This is a genomic window from Mesorhizobium sp. M7A.F.Ce.TU.012.03.2.1 (genome assembly GCF_004006095.1).
Taxonomy (GTDB): Bacteria; Pseudomonadota; Alphaproteobacteria; order Rhizobiales; family Rhizobiaceae; genus Mesorhizobium.
This window is the reverse complement of record NZ_CP034779.1, coordinates 2,608,033-2,624,557: the sequence shown is the minus strand read 5'-3', so window position 1 is coordinate 2,624,557 and position 16,525 is coordinate 2,608,033. Positions and strand designations below refer to the sequence as shown.

Here is a 16,525-nt window from a genome sequence, read left to right as displayed (position 1 = left end):
AAACCTCACCGTGGTACACTGCTAGGTGGCCGTTCGGCATTGAGCGGCATCGCAAAAATCGCCGGCCACGGCCGGGATGGAAAGTGTGAACGTCGCGCCCGGCCCCTCGTTTGCTTCAGCCCAAAGTTTCCCGCCATGGCTCTCGACAATAGTCCGGCTGACCGACAGTCCGATGCCCATACCGTCACTTTTGGTAGAATAGAAAGCATCGAAGACTCGATCCGGATCGACGGTGCGAAATCCAACGCCCGAGTCGGATACCGAAAGGCGAACCGCGCCCTCTCCGCCAGCTGTGGTGGTCAGGACGACGTGTCGTGGCGCATTGTCGACACCTGCCACCGCGTCAGCAGAATTGCGCAGTAGGTTCATGACCACTTGCTGTAGTTGGACACGGTCACCTGAAACGGGCGGAAGCCCTTCGGCCAGTTCAGTCTTTAGACTGGCCCGGGCTCGTAGCAGATCGCTCCAGCAGATCGCGACGACTTCTCGCACCGCTTCGTTGAGGTCAACCTGCTCGACTTGGAAAACACGCTTGCCGAACAAGGCGCGCAAACGCGTGATCACGTCTGCCGCTCGGTTCCCGTCGCGGATTGTGCGGCGGGCGGTTTCCCGGGCACCCTCCAGGTTGGGAGGATTGGCAGCCAGCATCCTGAGCGACGTGCTGGCGTTGGTGACGATGCCTGAGAGCGGCTGGTTGACCTCATGCGCGATTGAGGCGGCCATCGCGCCAAGGCTTGTCACCCTGGTGACATGCGCAAGTTCCGACCGCAGCTCATCGCGGGCCTGTTCGGCCAGCCGCTTCTGTGTAACGTCTTGTACTGCTCCTATACATTCGGATCGACCGTTGTCGCTCTTTATCAGGCGACCTATCACCCTGAGATACTTGATGGCGCCATCGGGCATCCGTAGTCTAATGTCATACTCGGGATTGTCGCCACCATTGCGCACCACCGCCATTTTTCCCGCAAGAAGCGGGAGATCATCCGGATGAACACGGCTTTGAATCGCCTCGAATGTGATTTGCGCGCCCGCGTCAAACCCGAAGATACGGTGAAGTTCTTCGGAGAAGGTCAATTCGTCCGAATCCACCAGCCATGAGAAGGTACCTGAGAGGCTCATTCGCTGGCCCTCGGCCAATAACATCTGGCTGTGCTTTAACTTCTCCTCTGCACGTTTGCGATCGTCAATGTCGGTGAGGAGGCCGTACCAGCGAATGATCTCTCCCTGAGAATTGAAGAGGGGGAGTCCGCGAATCTGAAACCAGCGAAAGACGCCGTCAAAACGACGAAAGCGCGTTTCGAAGTCGTACGGTTCCCCCGAAGCGACAGATGCCATGAAACTCTCGATACAATGCTGCAGGTCGTCGGGGTGGGTGATCCCGTTTGTCGCCCATTTCATTACTTCTTCGAGGGGAAGGTTGAAGTACTCTAGAAGTTTCCTGTTACCGCCGTTTAGGACGCCCTCCGGTGTAAAGAGGCATATCATACCGTCGATGCTATCCATGGCGAGGCGCGCCTCGGCCTCGCTTGCGGCAAGAGCCTGCTCAATACGTTTCCGGTCCTCGATATCGGTTATGAAACCGTAAAATTTGATCACGTTCCAGTTTTTGTCGCGAACAGAACTGGAGCGAAACAGAAACCATCGATACGTTCCGTCATGGCGGCGTAGGCGGCCCTCCGCTTCCTGAGGGAGCCCTGTATCGATGCCGTCTCGCCAAATCTTGGCCAGTCCTTCGATGTCGTCCGGATGAACGGCGGCCAGCCAGCGCCAGCCGAGAAGCTCTTCCATCGGCATGCCCGTGAAGTTCAGGTAATGTTCATTCACAAAGTCCACCCAACCGTCTGGTTGGGCTGACCATGCAAGGGCTGGAATCGAATCTATTATGTTGCGAACATCGACTTCATTCGCTCGCGATGCCGCCTCCGCGCGCTTTTGGGCCTCGATGTCAGTGTTGACCCCGTACCATTTAACAATGTTTCCCGCATCGTCGAACAACGGCTCCATGCGGCACAGAAACCACCTGTAAGACCCGTCGAAGCGCAGTAGCCGCGCTTCGCATTCACCGCGTCGCGCGGCAGCCAGAGTCGCCGCCCAGGCAGACCTCAAAGCGTCGACATCATTCGGATGGACGGTAGCTATCCATCCACTGTCTCGGACCTGCTCAAGGCCAAGACCGACGTACTCCAGGTAGTGTCGGTTGAAAAATTCGGCCGCCCCGTCAGTCTTAGCTGACCAGACAAGGGCGGGTATCGTATCGATAATAGTCTGCAGGTTGTTTTCGCTTTTCCTCAATGACTCCTCGGCCCGCTTTCGGTCGTCGATGTCGATGAGCAGATGAAACCAGCGCAGGATATCCCCGCGAGGATTTCGTAATGGCAATCCTAGAACGTTGTACCACCGATAGACACCGTCGGCGCGTAGGTGGCGGCTCTCAACATCGTAGCTGTTCCCCCGAAGGTGAGCGTCGGTCTGCGCGGCGATCGTTCTCTCTAGGTCGTCTGGATGCACCACGTCCGACGCTTTCCAGCCCCTTAAATCTTCCAAAGTCTTCCCGAAATAGTCGAGGGTTGGCTGGTTCAGCCATTCGACAGCGCCTGTCGGCGACGTCACGGCGACTGGGATCGGGATGCTGTCCACGATGTGCTGAAAAGTAGTCGACTGCTCCACGGGGCCTTCTGCCACGGCCTGCCGTGTCTCCAGCTCCGTACCAACGCCGCACCATCTTTCGACTTGCCCCTCAGCATCAAATATCGGACTGCACCTGACCAGGAACCTGCGGTAGACACCGTCGAAGCGGCGCAGGCGAACCTCCAGTTCGGCCAGGTCTGCCGCCTCAGACATCGATTGCCACCGTTCGAGCAGCGAGGGCAGATCGTCAGGGTGGACGATCGACTTCCATTCACTGCCGTGAGCCTCGTCGAGGCCGAGACCGGTGTATTCGGCCCATTGTCGGTTGACGAAATCGATACGGCCGTCTCGCAATGCAGTCCAGACCAGTCCGGGCAGTGCATACAGAACGCGGCCTAGGTCCATCTTCATTGCCGTCCCTTCGCGAAAGTCGCGCGGGCCCGATTCTGCGCCAGGCGGGCTCTGACGTCCATCATGCCTTGGTGTTGGTTTTGCCACGGGATTCGCGCCCCCAGCCGCAGGCAATACAAAGGTATCGCCAATACGTTGGTGCAATCGCATTCCGGCTTCCGACGAGCGAAATGTTCCCCCATCGGCTTGAATGGGAAACAGAGGAGACCGCAATGCCAGCAAAATCGACAATGCCCAACCGACGCGAAGTCATTGCCACCACAGTTGCCTTGGGAGCGGTTTCCGTCCTTCCGAGTGCTTTGAAGGCGGCCGCGGCAGACACTTCAATCCGCAAATTTTCCCCCAATTTCCCGCAACACCAGCTTCACGATCTGCGCAACAGGGTCCGAGCGACCCGTTGGCCTGACAAGGAAACCGTCGCTGGCGACACGCAGGGCGTTCAGTTGGCCACAATCCAGAAATTGGCAGCTTACTGGGCGTCAGACTACGACTGGAGCCCAATGCAGGCGCGGCTCGACTCACTGCCACACTTCATTACGGCCATAGATGGGTTGGACATTCACTTCATCCATGTCCGGTCCAAGCACAAGGATGCCCTGCCCCTGATTGTCACGCATGGCTGGCCGGGTTCGATCATCGAGCAGTTGAAGATCATCGGGCCACTGACGGATCCAACAGCTTATGGAGGCAGCGCTTCGGACGCCTTCCACCTGGTCATTCCGTCGCTACCGGGCTACGGCTTCTCCGGCAAACCAACGGCACCGGGCTGGACGCCGACCCGCATCGCGAAGGCCTGGGCGGAGCTTATGCAACGGCTAGGGTACACGAAATACGTGGCGCAGGGCGGCGATTGGGGCAATGCGGTTACTGAAACGATGGCCCTTCAGCAGCCCCCCGGACTGTTGGGTATTCACACCAACATGGCAGCAACGGTTCCAGCCGAAATTTCGAAGGCGCTTGCCGCTGGGACCCCTCCCCCGGCAAGTTTGTCTGCTGACGAAAGGCGGGCATGGGACCAGCTCGACGACTTCTACAAAAACGGGCTTGGCTACGCGATTGAGATGAACAATCGTCCGCAGACGCTCTATGGCATTGCTGACTCGCCGGTGGGCCTCGCGGCATGGATGCTCGATCACGACATTCGCAGCTATGAACTGATAGCGCGTGTCTTCGACGGACAGACCGAAGGCCTGACACGTGACGACATCCTGGACAACGTCACACTCTATTGGCTGACCAACACCGCGATTTCGTCGGCGCGTCTCTACTGGGATAACGCACATTTCCCTGCAGGAGGATTTTTCGATCCTCGGGGCATCCAGATTCCCGTCGCAGTCAGCGCGTTTCCCGACGAGATTTACCAGGCTCCGCAGAGCTGGGCCGAGAAGGCTTATCCGAAGCTCATTCACTATAACCGGCTTCCTAAAGGCGGTCATTTCGCCGCCTGGGAACAGCCGGCGACCTTTAGCGCCGAGCTTCGGGCCGCATTCAAAACGCTACGCGAATCCATCTAACGCGAGCACAGGCGCCTCCCCCGCCTTCTCGCGAGTGCGCGGCCGGGTCCCTCCCCCCGCCCGGCCGCGCCAATGTCACTGGGACTTGAATGGAGAACACCGTGAACATGTCGACAAAAGGAACTGCGCTCGTCACAGGCGCGTCTGCGGGCATTGGGGCCGTCTATGCCGACCGGCTTGCACGCCGAGGCTACGATCTCGTTCTCGTGGCCCGCAACGACAAAAAGCTTGACGGCGTTGCGCGGCACATAGCTGGCGTCACTGGACGCACCGTAAAAACGATTGCGGCCGACTTAAACGACAAGGCTGACCGCGGCAAAGTTGAGACACTGCTTCGCGTTGAAAGCGGGATCTCCATGCTGGTCAACAATGCCGGCCTTGGAGCCGTCAGCTCCATACTGGAGACCGACGTGGACGCCATGGATGAGATGATAGAACTGAATGTTACAGCGCTTACCCGTCTGACCTACGCGGCGGCGCCGGCTTTTGTGGCACGTGGAGGCGGCGCAATCATCAACATCAGTTCGGCCATGGCCCTCTGGCCGGAGTTGCTCAACGGTGTCTACGGCGCAACGAAGGCCTATGTCACCGCCTTTACCCTTTCGCTGCACAAAGAGCTCGCGGACAAGAATATCGCCGTCCAGGCGGTGCTCCCAGGGGCGGTGGAGACCAACTTCTGGGATGTTGCAGGTGGTGATCTTTCCAACTACCCGGACGAACGGGTGATGCAGGCAGAAGACCTGGTCGACGCTGCACTGGCCGGCTTTGACCAGGGAGAGCTCATCACCATCCCGTCGCTCCCGGACCGGTCGGACTGGGATAGCTACGAAGCGGCACGCCAGAAGCTGATCCCGAACCTGTCCCGGAAAATGCCGGCGTCCCGTTACAGGGTTGCCGTCAATGCATAGCAGCACGGCTGGGATGCCCTGCGCGCGCCTTCGGAATCATACAAAGGAAAATCCTATGACCATTGCCCAAGTTGTCGACGGCAAAGCCGCACTGACCGCGACCAGCGATATGAAACTTGAAGTTGTCGTGATTCCCGTTTCGGATGTAGACCGCGCCAAGCGCTTCTATGCCCGACTCGGCTGGCGGCTCGACGCCGATTTCGCGGTTGGCGAGTCCTTCCGCGTTGTGCAATTCACGCCCCCGGGCTCTCCGGCTTCGGTGCACTTCGGCGAAGGGCTCACATCTGCCGAACCCGGCGCCGCAAGTACAACCTATCTCGTCGTTTCTGACATTGAGACCGCCCGCGCCGAGCTTTTAGCAAAGGGGGCTGAAGTCAGTGAGGTGTTCCACCGCGCCGGGCCAGGCCAACCACCTATCCAGGGGCGCGATCCCGAAGGACGTAGCTACGTCTCGTTCGCGACGTTCAGCGATCCCGATGGCAACAGCTGGCTGCTGCAGGAGATCACAAACCGGTTCCCCGGACGGATCGAGGCCGCAGCGACGAGCTTCGCCTCCGTGTCGGATTTGGCCGCCGCACTCGGCCGCGCTGCGGCGGCGCATGGCGAGCATGAGAAGCGCGACGGTGGCCGGCACGACGAGAACTGGCCGGACTGGTACGCCTCATACATGGTCGCCGAGGCATCAGGCAAAGAGCTGCCGCTTTAGCAGGGCGGCGGCGCGCTGCCGGCAATTTCGTCGGACCCAGGCATGTGATGGCGCATCCAAAGCGATGAGGAGAAGTCATGGCTACCGAAACCATTCCGCGTGAACCGGATCTGCGCGACCAAACCGTCGTCGTCATCGGCGGCAGCTCCGGCATCGGGCTGGAGACCGCCCGGCGCGCTCGCGCTGAGGGTGCCAGGGTCATCCTCACGGCACGCGACAGAGATCGCCTGGATGTGGCAGCACGTGAGACTGGCGCAGATGAAATCGCAGCCTTCGATGCCAACGATCCTTCCGCGCTGGAGGCGTTCTTCCGGGATTTGCCCGGGCCAGTCGACCATGTCATGGCGACGGCCGGCGCTCCCCACTACCGCTCACCGCTCGAACTTGCGCCCGATGAGGCGCGGCATGATCTCACCGAGCACCTGCTGCTCGCGATCAACGTCGCCCGCTGCGCCGCCGGCAAGGTCAGGCAGGCCGGATCGCTGATATTCATGGGCGGCACTGGCGCGCGTCGCCCGCGGCCAGGCCTGGCGATTGTCGCAGCAGTGACGGTCGCTTTTCCCGCCCTCATCGCCAATCTGGCGCTCGAGCTTGCACCCGTCCGCATCAACCTGATCGCCGCCGGCTTCGTCGATACGCCACTCTCGGCGTCCCTGCTCGGCGAAGACCTTGACATGCGTCGCGAAGAGCTTAGGGCGACCCTGCCGATCCGGCGTGTCGTCGGCCCGGTCGATGTCGCCGCACTTGCCGTTCACATCATGAGCAACACCGCGCTGAGGGTGCGACATACGACATCGACGGCGGTCAGCAACTTGTCTCCTAGCCAAGCCGAGCCTTCTGCTGATTTCTTATGTCTGATGTGCCTTGGCTAGTGCGCTTCGAAATTGGAACGCGCCGTTTGCGGACGCCAACACCACAAGCGGCAACAGCACCTTGGGACGATGTTCGCTTGGCCGGACCGATCGGGGAAGATGGCGTTGAACGCGACAGTATATCGATAACACCGCAGCGTAGGCGCGATAGCCGTCAAGCAGGCCGCATGCATAGATGCAAATGCCCATCCATAAAGCGAAGGCCATCAGCAGCGGATGATGACAACCTCGCAATCATCCGATGCAGATCGGCGAAGGCCAAGGAGCTGACAGGAAATCGGGCCACAGCACCGGGCTAATGTTTGGCGGATGCGCACACGGCCGGGGCCATTTCTTCATCCGAGGATCATGCCTGCGGCGGAAACCAAGATCCACAATCCGAACAGCGGAACCAGGATCCACCGCGCTTGGTTGACGCTGATTTCGTTCTTTGTTTTGACGATTGCTGCGACGCGTGAATTGCTCAGCCGTTGATCGCGCATGACACATCTCCTGTGTTGAATGCGCTAGTATCGACTGACAGCAACCGCAAATCCATTGCACGATAGTGTCGGCAATACTTTTGTGTTGGTCTACGAAACAGCGTCTTCCCGCCTGACGATGAGGCACCACAGATTGTGCGTGCTGGCGCGGCCAGCCCGAATGTGCTCGCCGATCTGCTTGTAGCTTCCCGAAATCGGCCGGACATTCGACGCGGTCTTTGAGTCGATGATCACCACAACCTTAAGCAAGGTCACGGAACCGAAAACAGAGGGGGGCAATCGCAATCCTCTGCTTTTTCCTCATTCTTCATCGTGAATATCGACGCTTCCAGCCGATCCAGGGGCGTCAAGGGCAAGTTCTACGTTTCGCAGGAGTTCCCATGCTTCCTGCCCGCGGCGGACCTATGCTGGCATCGGCGCGCCACAGCCGATGCGCTTCGGCGCCTACACCTCGGCGGACCTTCGCGCGGCCCCGAAAGCGCAGATGGAAGGCGCGGGGCGTCGATCTGGCCGCAATGTCACCGACGCCTATCACTGGAGCACGTCTTCCTGAAGGCAAACGTCTTGTCGCGCTTCGTAGGGCAACCGGCCACCTACTGCGTGGCGGTCTCCGGGCGCCTCTGACAGGCCCCCAACGAGAGCGGCTCCAGGAATCGCGAAGACCGACACCATAGTCCTATGGACGCGGGCGGGTCGGGCTCTGCATTCTCGTCAACCGGGGACAGCACGAAAGTCAAGGATGGAGACGGATCAGACTCGCCTGCTGGACGCACTGCCAGGGATGATATGGACTGCCACGCCAGACGGATCCTGTGACTTCGTCAACCGACTTTGGCGCGAGTACACGGGAACTACGCTCGAGCTGGCGAACGCTTCCGGCTGGATCTCGCTCTTCCATCCGGATGACTTGGTAGTCGTTGAGGCGGCGTGGAAAGAAACCCTTAGCGTCACGGCGCCTGAGGAAATCAACGTGACGGCTCGGCTCCGCCGACACGATGGCGTCTATAGGCGATTCAACCTGCAGACCCGTCCGCTCAGAGACATGGCGGGAAACCTGATCGGTTGGTGCGGCGTGAACACCGATATCGAGGACCGCACGCGGGCCGAGGCGCAGTTGGCGGCGGAAAAGCGCCTGCTTGAGCTCGTCGCACGTGGTCTGCCGCTTCCTATCGTGCTTAACGAGCTTTGTCTTCTCGTTGAGGATCTCTCGTCTGGCTCCGTGTGCAGTATCCTCTACGTCGACCACGACAGGCAGCGATTCCAGGTTGCGGCGGGCCCAAACCTTCCGGCAGACTACAACGCCGCGCTAGAAGGCTTGAAGATCGACCCGGAGTACGGCCCCTGCTCGCTGGCGGTAGTATCTCGCGCGACCATTATCGCCGCCGACCCGCCGAGAGATCCTCGTTGGGCAGCGTCGCCATGGCCGCAACTCGTCACGGGTTTCGGCTTGGCATCGTGCTGGTCTGCCCCGATCTTCGACAGTCATAGAAACGTGCTGGGGATTTTCGCGATCTACAAGCATGTGTCGCAAGGCCCTACCTACCAGGATGAGGAACTGGTGGACCGCTTCGCGCGCATAGCCGGCATCGCCATCGAACGCGCCAGATCCGACCTCGCCCTGAAGGCCAGCGAGGCTAACCTCCGCCGGGCCAATCACTTCCTTGTAGGGGGGCAGCGGCTTAGCAAGACCGGCAGTTTTTCGCTGGATACTGATTCCCACCAGCAGGTGTGGTCGGAGGAGAATTATCGCATCTGGGAGTTCGACCCGGCCGTGCCCCCGACCATGGAGATGGTGGCCGCCGCCATCCACCCAGAGGATCGCGAGCAGATGCTGGAGGTCTTCGCCGCTGCCACGCAGGCGAAGGAAGGGTTAGATGTCGTCTATCGAATCGTCACGCCCGTGGGGGGCGTGAAGCACCTGCATACTGTGATGGAGATCATTTCCGAGATCTCCGACCGGGTGGTTTATCTCGGCACCTCGCAGGATATCACTGAGAGCAAGCTGGCCGAGGCTGCTTTGAAGGCGGGCGAAGCGGATCTCAAGCAGGTCAACCTGTATTTGACCGCGGCGCAAAGGCTCAGCAAGACGGGCAGCTTTACCTGGGGTGTTGAAACGGGCCACCTCGACTGGTCAGCCGAGTCTTACCGAATCTGGGGCATCGACCCATCGCTCCCTCCGGCAATGTCGATGGTCTTCAACGGGATCCACCCCGATGATCGGGAACGGGTCACGGCGGGCATGAGCGAGGCGGTGCAGGCAGGCGCCAACTTCGAGATGGTGCACCGCATTGTAACCCCTGCGGGTGTAGTCAAGCATATTCGCTCAGTTGCCACACGCATGCCGGAAACCACGGATGGGCCGGCCTATTTCGGTGCACTTCAGGACATCACCGAAGCCAAAGTTTCCGAAGAGGCGCTTAAGGCGAGTGAGGCCGGTCTGCGGAGAGCCAACCGCTACCTCAAGGCCGCGCAGACCCTCAGTCAGGTGGGCAGTTACACCTGGGATGTCGATTCCAACGAGCTTGACTGGTCAGACGAGAACTATCGGATCTGGGAAGTTGACCGGGCCGCCACGCCGACAGTAGACATCATCCTGAACGCGATCCATCCCGATGATCTAGATTTGGTCGTGAAGACCATCGATGATGCCCGCGGGTCTGGCGAGAACTTCGATGTTACCTACCGCATCGTCACGCCGGCAGGCGTCAAGCATATCCACACGGTTAGCACCCGGATTCCGGAGATCACCGATCGTCTCGTTTATATCGGCAGCAACCAAGACGTAACGAAAGACCGGCTCGCTGAAGCCGCCCTCAAGGCGAGTGAGGCCAAGCTCGCGAGGGCCAACCGCTACCTGAAGACCGCTCAGTCGCTCAGCCAGATCGGTAGCTTCACGTGGGATCTGGAATCCGATGACATAGACTGGTCAGACGAAAACTATCGGATCTGGGGCGTTGATCCGGAGCAGCCTCCGACGATAGACACGATTTTCAACGGCATTCATCCCGAGGACCTGCCCCGGGTTGCGCAAGTCATTGCCGACGGTAAGCGTCTCGGGGCCGACTTCGACGTCTTTTATCGGATCGTCACGCCAGCCGGCGAGACCAAGTATGTTCATACCGTCAGTAAGCGCATCCCGGAAATTACCGATCGCATCCTCTACCTGGGCAGCACGCAAGACGTCACCGTCAGCAAACTGGCGGAAGACGAACTGGCACGGACCAACACTTACCTTACCGCGGCCCAACGTTTGAGCCAAACCGGGAGCTTTACCTGGGACGTCCACGCTGATGAGCACAATTGGTCTGAGGTCATTTACAAAGTGTTTGGGTTCGAGCCTGGTTGCAAGGTCACGATGGACATGATGATGAGGGCAATTCATCCGGACGACCTGGCTCAGGTCGAGGCCCTGATCGGCGGCGCGCAAATAGGCGAAAACTTCGAGCTCGAATTCCGTGTGATCAACACCGATGGGGGTATCCGCCACGCTCAAGTGGTCGGCCATCGGATCGACCAGATTCCCGATCGCCCGGTGTTCATGGGCGCGCTGCAGGATATCACCGCCAGAAAGCTTGCCGAAGACGACCTCAATCGGGCGCGTGAGGACTTGGCTCATGTTGCGCGCGTGACGGCGCTCAGCACGCTCACCGCATCCATAGCCCACGAGGTCAGCCAACCACTGGCTGGTATCATCACCAATTCAAGCACCTGCCTGCGCCTGCTCGCGACCGAGCCGCCTGACGTGGCGGGAGCCTTGACGATTACCCAGCGCACTCTCCGTGACGGCAACCGCGCATCGGAAGTGATCAAGCGCCTGCGCTCGCTCTACGCTCGTCGCGCCCCGACCCTTGAACCAATCGACCTGCAGGAGATTGCCCGCGAAGTTCTTGCCCTCCTCGCAAGCGAACTACAGCGTCGCCGTGTGATCGTGCGAACGACCTTTGCAGGAGACCTGCCCCACGCGGCCGCGGACCGAGTCCAGATCCAACAGGTTATTCTGAACCTCGTCCTGAATGCCGCTGAGGCCATGAGCGAGGTCACGGACCGGGTCCGAATGCTTCGGATCGCGACCCGGTGCGAACCCGATGGCAATATTTCGCTTGAAGTCCGCGATTCCGGACACGGCATCAACCCACAGGAGACCGAAAAGCTGTTCCAGGCGTTCCAGACGACCAAGCCCGATGGCATGGGCATAGGGCTGTCTATCAGTCGCTCGATCATCCAGGCCCACGGGGGCAGCCTCACGGCGGTACCCAACCGGAACGAGCCTGGAGCGACGTTCACATTCTCCGTGCCGTGCAATGCCGTAGAGGTTGCAGGTCTCAATTCAAGGCAAGCGTAATGATGCACAGTAATCTGGTCTGCGTGGTGGACGACGACGAATCCGTTCGTGAGTCCCTTCCTGACCTCCTGAATTCCTACGGGTTCGTCACGCGCCCCTTCGAGTCGGCGGAAGCTTTTCTCGCTTGCGAAGGACTGACGTCGACTGGTTGTCTGGTTCTTGACGTCTCGATGCCGGGGATGACAGGTCCCGAATTGCAGATTCAGCTTCTGAACCGGCAGATCGACGTAGGCATTGTTTTCATATCGGCCTACGCCGATGCAATGTTGGAAGCGCAAGTGCTCGAGCGCGGCGCGGTGGCTTTTCTGCTCAAACCTTTTACGGAGGCGGCGATCGTAAAGGCCGTGGAAGCTGCGCTAGGAAGGCGATGAGGGTTCTGCATGCAAAAGCCGTTCAACGCGACGAAGGCCCCTCACCCGCCCTCCGCCAAAGGAGTATCCCCGGCCTGACACCGGTTGAACGGTCCATGCCGTCGACGATGACATCTCTGTTCGCGAGTCCCTAGAAGGCCTCATCTATGGCCCCCGCCTTCAACGCGCGGACGGTCATCGGGAGAGCGCCGAAGCCGCTGATGAAAATGATCGGCATCTCCAGACATTCGTCGGCGATCATCAGCCATCCCTAACGCGAGGTCATCGACTTGTTGTCACCGGCCTGCTCAACAAGCAGGTGGGCGGCGATTTGGGAGGCATCAGCGAGATCACGGTGAAGGCGCACCGCGGCCGCGTGATGTCTCTGGCCGACCAAGTGCGGATGAGAGCGCCTGCGACTGCATCCGACGGCCACCCTCCCAAAGCCTGCTGATACCTTGGTTCAATAGCGCCGCTACTGCGCATCGGGTCTCGTTCCTGCAGCCCTCGGGCGATCATCGCCCGAGGCGCCGGAGCCCTTAGCCATGACACTGCAATTCCACTTCACGCCTACAGCGCACCCCAAGCTACCGCTGCATTTGGTGGAGGAAATCGGCCACCGGGTCACGAACGAGTACGCAGAAGCGATTGCAGGCCTCGCGCTGGCGATAGCCGCCGACGGACGGTCAGACGTGCGGAGGGTGCTGAAGCAGGCCGCTGACCGGCTCCGCGCACACGCCGAGGCGCATCGGGCGCTGCTACCCCCTGTCGAAGGCCAGGTAAACCTGGCCGAATATCTCGGACGCGTCTGCGTCACCTTTACAAGGGCGACCCTTGCTGATTGCGGCGTTCACCTATCAGTGGATTCCGACGATATCTGGCTGTCGGCAGACCGAGCGTGGCGGATAGGGCTGACTGTTGCCGAGCTGATCCGCAACGCGGCGCGGCACGGGCTGCGCGGCCGGGCCGGCAGTATTGCCGTCAGGGTGGCGCAGGCGGGCGATGACGTGATCTGCGCCGTCGGCGACGACGGCCGCTGCGACGAGAACGTCGCGCCGGGACGCGGAGTCTCGGTAGCGCGCGCCTTGGCCAACGACTTGGGCGGCTCGATCGAATGGTGGTTCACTGAGCGCGGATGCCTTGCACGCCTACGAGCCCCAGCGGAGGCGCGAGCGGCGTGCTAGACCTTCGCCGCCGCCTCGGCCTTGCGTTGCCGATCATTCAAGCGCCGATGGCGGGAACTTCACGCCTAGGTTAGCGGCGGGGGTTTACGAACTCGGGAGGGCTCGGTTCGATCGCCATAGGGGCTGTGAGCGCCGCCCTGGCCCGAAGGATGATCACTGGGACACGGGACGCCATCGCCGGTCCCTTAAACGTGAATGTCTTCTGCCACCGCCCGGCCCGAGCCGAGCCGGCTCGCAATGTCGCCTGGCTGCAGGCCTTGGCGTCCGAATTCGCGCGCTACGGGACCTGTCCCACTCCCAGCTAGCCGAGATCTACACCAGCTTCGTTGCCGATTGCGCTAGAGGACGCGCGTCCGGCAGTCGTCAGCTTCACTTTGGTTTACCGGGGGCGGGCATCGTACAGTGACGTCGCTCACCGAAGGCGAGACGGCAATCGCCGCTGGTGTCGACGCCCTTGTCCGCCGCTTCGGCTCTGCAAAAAGTGGTATAGATTTAGTTGTTGCCCCAGATTCCCCGATTGAAATCTGGCCAGGATTCATTGGTCGAAGGCACAGTCGTCGTATTAGGATCGACAATCACATGCTTGCCCGTGGCGGGCTTGTGTACATGCTTGCCCGTGGCGGGCTTGTGGATTGAGGCGGTAACGCCGTGGTCGATACCGAAAGGCGACCGCAGTTTGTTGACATTCTCCGAGCCGTAGTGGTCGCTGCCGGCAAAGGCAGTAACGGTGGCAAGAAGAATGGCGGCGGCAATTAGAGTGATCCTGTTCATTTCAAATACTCCTGGGTCCTCAGGGGATCCGTCCGTCAATGACGCAACTGGGAGAAGGTCATCATCACTCGGACCACCAAAAGGTAGCCATTCGCTGCAGCCATTTGCACTATACGATGGTGTTGCAATCATATCGGCGCCTGAACATACTCATTGAGCAGTATGAACAGGCCGCGAGCGACTTCACTCCATGGCCCATGCACAACGAGCACGGTTCCAAAGTACGCAAAGACAGCGTCAGCCATTTCTGCACCGAGACGTAGCGGCTGTATCTAAGGAACACTTGCAGGACGACGGATATCGCGGCGAACATGTGATGTAGGCGAGATGTGGCCGGCCAATGATCAATTTAGGGCGTCGCCCATGGCGCCGAGGTCAGCGCCGATGTTGATGATGTTGGCGATGAGGAGTAAAATGACGGCCGACTGGAGCAGCCAGTTCGGGTAATACCGGCGCATGTTTCCGGCAATCCCTTGGCCGGTGGTGCGGCCAATCCCGGCGCTGATTTCCTGCACCACGGACATAAGCGGATAGCTGAAAAGTAACGTCCAAGTCAGGCCGAAGCCGAACTGCGCGCCCGCCTGGGAATACGTGGCAATGCCGCTGGGATCGTCGTCCGACGCGCCCGTGATCAGGCCAGGTCCCAAGGCGCCGAGTAGCCGGGGCTTAGAGGGGCCAACAACGGATTGTTCTTTTGCATGCTGACAGCCTCCCTTCGCTGCGAACGAGGTAACTTGTCGCCAGGGCAAAAGCTCCGTCATCCAGAAAATTATTCTGCACAGGCGCCCTGCGCCAACGATGGGAGTGTTCGCGTTGTCGCGGAACAAGTCTCGGCGTGAAAGGTCGTGGCCGCATCAAGCCAGACGTTGCGAACAGCCAATTGCCGCTCCTCACTTGCCGCTCATCAGTCCATCAAGGATGCGCCTGGCCGGGAGCTCGGGCCAGGCAGAAGTGCGGCGCTGCGATTGATTTTGCCGCCAACGACCGGCCTCTAGTATCCGACTCGAAATCGCTTCCTGCTGCTGGCGCAGATGATCGCTCAGCAGCTTGTTGCGCGTTATGTACCCTGCGTTGACACCGGGGATCGAGTGATTCATCAGAAGGTGAACATCCAGTTCCGCAACGCCTGCGGCCTGCGCGATTGTGCGGAAAGTCTGCCGCAGGTCATTGCCCCACTTCGACAAATCATCGCGCTTCTCCTTGTGCTCGGCCATGTGACCGCTTCCGCTGTCGGCCGGGAAGAGCCAGTCACGCGATTGCTCGCTGTAGAGAGCCCGGCCAAGCCGCATCACCCGAACCAGACAGCGGATCATGGCTCTCGAAAGCGGTATGTCGAAGGCCTTGACCTCACCACCCTTTGGCCTTGGTATGTGCAGGACTCGCGCGCGGAAATCGACATGCTCGACCCTTGCCTTTCTGATTGCCTCAGGTCGATGGCCCGAAAGCAGCATGAACAGATGGAACTCACGTCGGACGGGGTTCTTTAAAGCAGCGAGTTGGCTGAACCACCCGTTCAGATCCGACAGGCCAAGCGCGGAGTTGCGCCGGTGTTCGGCATTCCAGTCTATGGCTGATACCGGGTTGTCGGCAGGCAAAGAGCGGGCGGCCTTTCGCGCATGATTGTAGACGGCGCGCAACGTTCGCATGCAGCCATTGGCGATGTATGCGCCGTTTTGCTTGGTTAGTTTCTCGTGCCGTGTCGTTACCAAGGCAGGATCGTAGCCGAACTTGGACAGAGGTTCGTCAAGCCAGTCAGCCAACAGCCGCTCGACATGATCGCGGTAGTTGTTGATCGTCCCTTCGCTCCTGTCCTTCTTCTTCATATGCCCGTCACGGTAGCGCGCCCAGGCAATGCGCAGCGTGGGGTTCCCTATCGACGGCAAATCGGCGGCGGCGGCATCAGCCTCCAGCTTTAGCCTCGATGGGCGGGGATCCACGCCGTTGGCGATCTTCCCGAGAATGACCTTTGCCTTCGCCCGCGCCGCTCGTGTCGTGAGCTCTCCAACTTCAGCTACCTTCATGCGGACGGAAAGGCGCTTTCCCGCCTTCCTCCGCTCACCCTGGACAACGAATGTTTTTCGCCGTTTGCCGACAAGCACCATGAAACCCGGCAGATCGGTATCGCGGGCAAAATACTGCCCTGAGGCCGCGGTCTGAAGCATTGCGACGGCACGGTCGTTGAGGGAGAGACGAAGGTCGGTCATGACAATTAGTACGGTATTAGTACGGCGATTGCGCTACGTTCGATCTGTTGGTATGCCTACGCTACGATAGGCGCGCAGCACGAAAAACGCAACAGCCTTAACGCCTTAGGGGGCATCAATCGTACGGCGGCGTGCAACGAGAAACAACAGAAA

The 16,525-nt window shown here is 60.1% G+C and carries 11 protein-coding genes and 2 pseudogenes; 8 read left to right on the top strand and 5 right to left on the bottom strand.

Annotated features, from left to right (window positions below):
* Positions 1 to 21: 21 nt before the first annotated feature.
* On the bottom strand, positions 22 to 3,039 hold the full coding sequence (locus EJ079_RS12655) for a PAS domain-containing protein (protein ID WP_127809124.1): 3,018 nt from the start codon (positions 3,037 to 3,039) through the stop codon (positions 22 to 24).
* Between the two features lie 212 nt (positions 3,040 to 3,251).
* On the opposite strand from EJ079_RS12655, the gene EJ079_RS12650 reads away from it, so the two are divergent.
* The 4 genes from EJ079_RS12650 (at position 3,252) to EJ079_RS12635 (ending at position 7,039) form a co-directional block, all read left to right on the top strand.
* On the top strand, positions 3,252 to 4,553 hold the full coding sequence (locus EJ079_RS12650) for an epoxide hydrolase family protein (RefSeq protein ID WP_164873780.1): 1,302 nt from the start codon (positions 3,252 to 3,254) through the stop codon (positions 4,551 to 4,553).
* A 101-nt stretch (positions 4,554 to 4,654) separates the two neighbouring features.
* The gene (locus EJ079_RS12645) at positions 4,655 to 5,461 is read left to right on the top strand and encodes an SDR family oxidoreductase (protein WP_127809123.1); all 807 of its coding nucleotides are present in this window, start codon (positions 4,655 to 4,657) and stop codon (positions 5,459 to 5,461) included.
* Positions 5,462 to 5,516: 55 nt separating this feature from the next.
* Positions 5,517 to 6,167, top strand: coding sequence for a VOC family protein (locus EJ079_RS12640; RefSeq protein WP_245481864.1), 651 nt, complete (start codon positions 5,517 to 5,519; stop codon positions 6,165 to 6,167).
* 77 nt (positions 6,168 to 6,244) lie between these two features.
* Complete coding sequence (locus tag EJ079_RS12635; RefSeq protein WP_210214662.1) at positions 6,245 to 7,039, top strand: SDR family oxidoreductase; 795 nt, start codon at positions 6,245 to 6,247, stop codon at positions 7,037 to 7,039.
* A 335-nt stretch (positions 7,040 to 7,374) separates the two neighbouring features.
* On the opposite strand, the gene EJ079_RS33280 is transcribed toward EJ079_RS12635, so the two are convergent.
* Positions 7,375 to 7,521, bottom strand: a complete 147-nt coding sequence (locus tag EJ079_RS33280; RefSeq protein WP_023812705.1) for a hypothetical protein — start codon at positions 7,519 to 7,521, stop codon at positions 7,375 to 7,377.
* 739 nt (positions 7,522 to 8,260) lie between these two features.
* On the opposite strand from EJ079_RS33280, the gene EJ079_RS12630 reads away from it, so the two are divergent.
* From EJ079_RS12630 to EJ079_RS12610, 4 genes and pseudogenes are all read left to right on the top strand, one after another.
* Entirely contained in the window at positions 8,261 to 11,863 is a 3,603-nt protein-coding gene (locus tag EJ079_RS12630; protein ID WP_127809122.1) for a PAS domain-containing protein, read from the top strand.
* Complete coding sequence (locus EJ079_RS12625) at positions 11,863 to 12,234, top strand: response regulator (RefSeq protein WP_127809121.1); 372 nt, start codon at positions 11,863 to 11,865, stop codon at positions 12,232 to 12,234. The genes EJ079_RS12630 and EJ079_RS12625 overlap by 1 nt, the downstream gene beginning before the upstream one ends.
* A 268-nt stretch (positions 12,235 to 12,502) precedes the next feature.
* Positions 12,503 to 12,667, top strand: a pseudogene (locus EJ079_RS33880) (LuxR C-terminal-related transcriptional regulator); the annotation flags it as partial.
* Between the two features lie 91 nt (positions 12,668 to 12,758).
* Positions 12,759 to 13,397 carry an ATP-binding protein gene (locus EJ079_RS12610; protein ID WP_127809120.1) on the top strand — a complete coding sequence of 213 codons (639 nt, stop codon included), beginning with the start codon at positions 12,759 to 12,761 and terminating at the stop codon, positions 13,395 to 13,397.
* A gap of 492 nt (positions 13,398 to 13,889) precedes the next feature.
* Here EJ079_RS12610 and EJ079_RS12605 read toward each other — a convergent pair whose 3' ends face one another.
* The 3 genes and pseudogenes from EJ079_RS12605 to EJ079_RS12595 all read right to left on the bottom strand — a co-directional run bounded on the left by EJ079_RS12605 (position 13,890) and on the right by EJ079_RS12595 (position 16,372).
* Positions 13,890 to 14,168, bottom strand: coding sequence for a DUF680 domain-containing protein (locus EJ079_RS12605; RefSeq protein WP_127809119.1), 279 nt, complete (start codon positions 14,166 to 14,168; stop codon positions 13,890 to 13,892).
* A gap of 232 nt (positions 14,169 to 14,400) precedes the next feature.
* Positions 14,401 to 14,851 (bottom strand): annotated as a pseudogene (locus tag EJ079_RS12600) (divalent metal cation transporter); the annotation flags it as partial.
* A gap of 207 nt (positions 14,852 to 15,058) precedes the next feature.
* Positions 15,059 to 16,372, bottom strand: a complete 1,314-nt coding sequence (locus tag EJ079_RS12595) for an integrase arm-type DNA-binding domain-containing protein (protein ID WP_127809118.1) — start codon at positions 16,370 to 16,372, stop codon at positions 15,059 to 15,061.
* Positions 16,373 to 16,525: the final 153 nt, after the last annotated feature.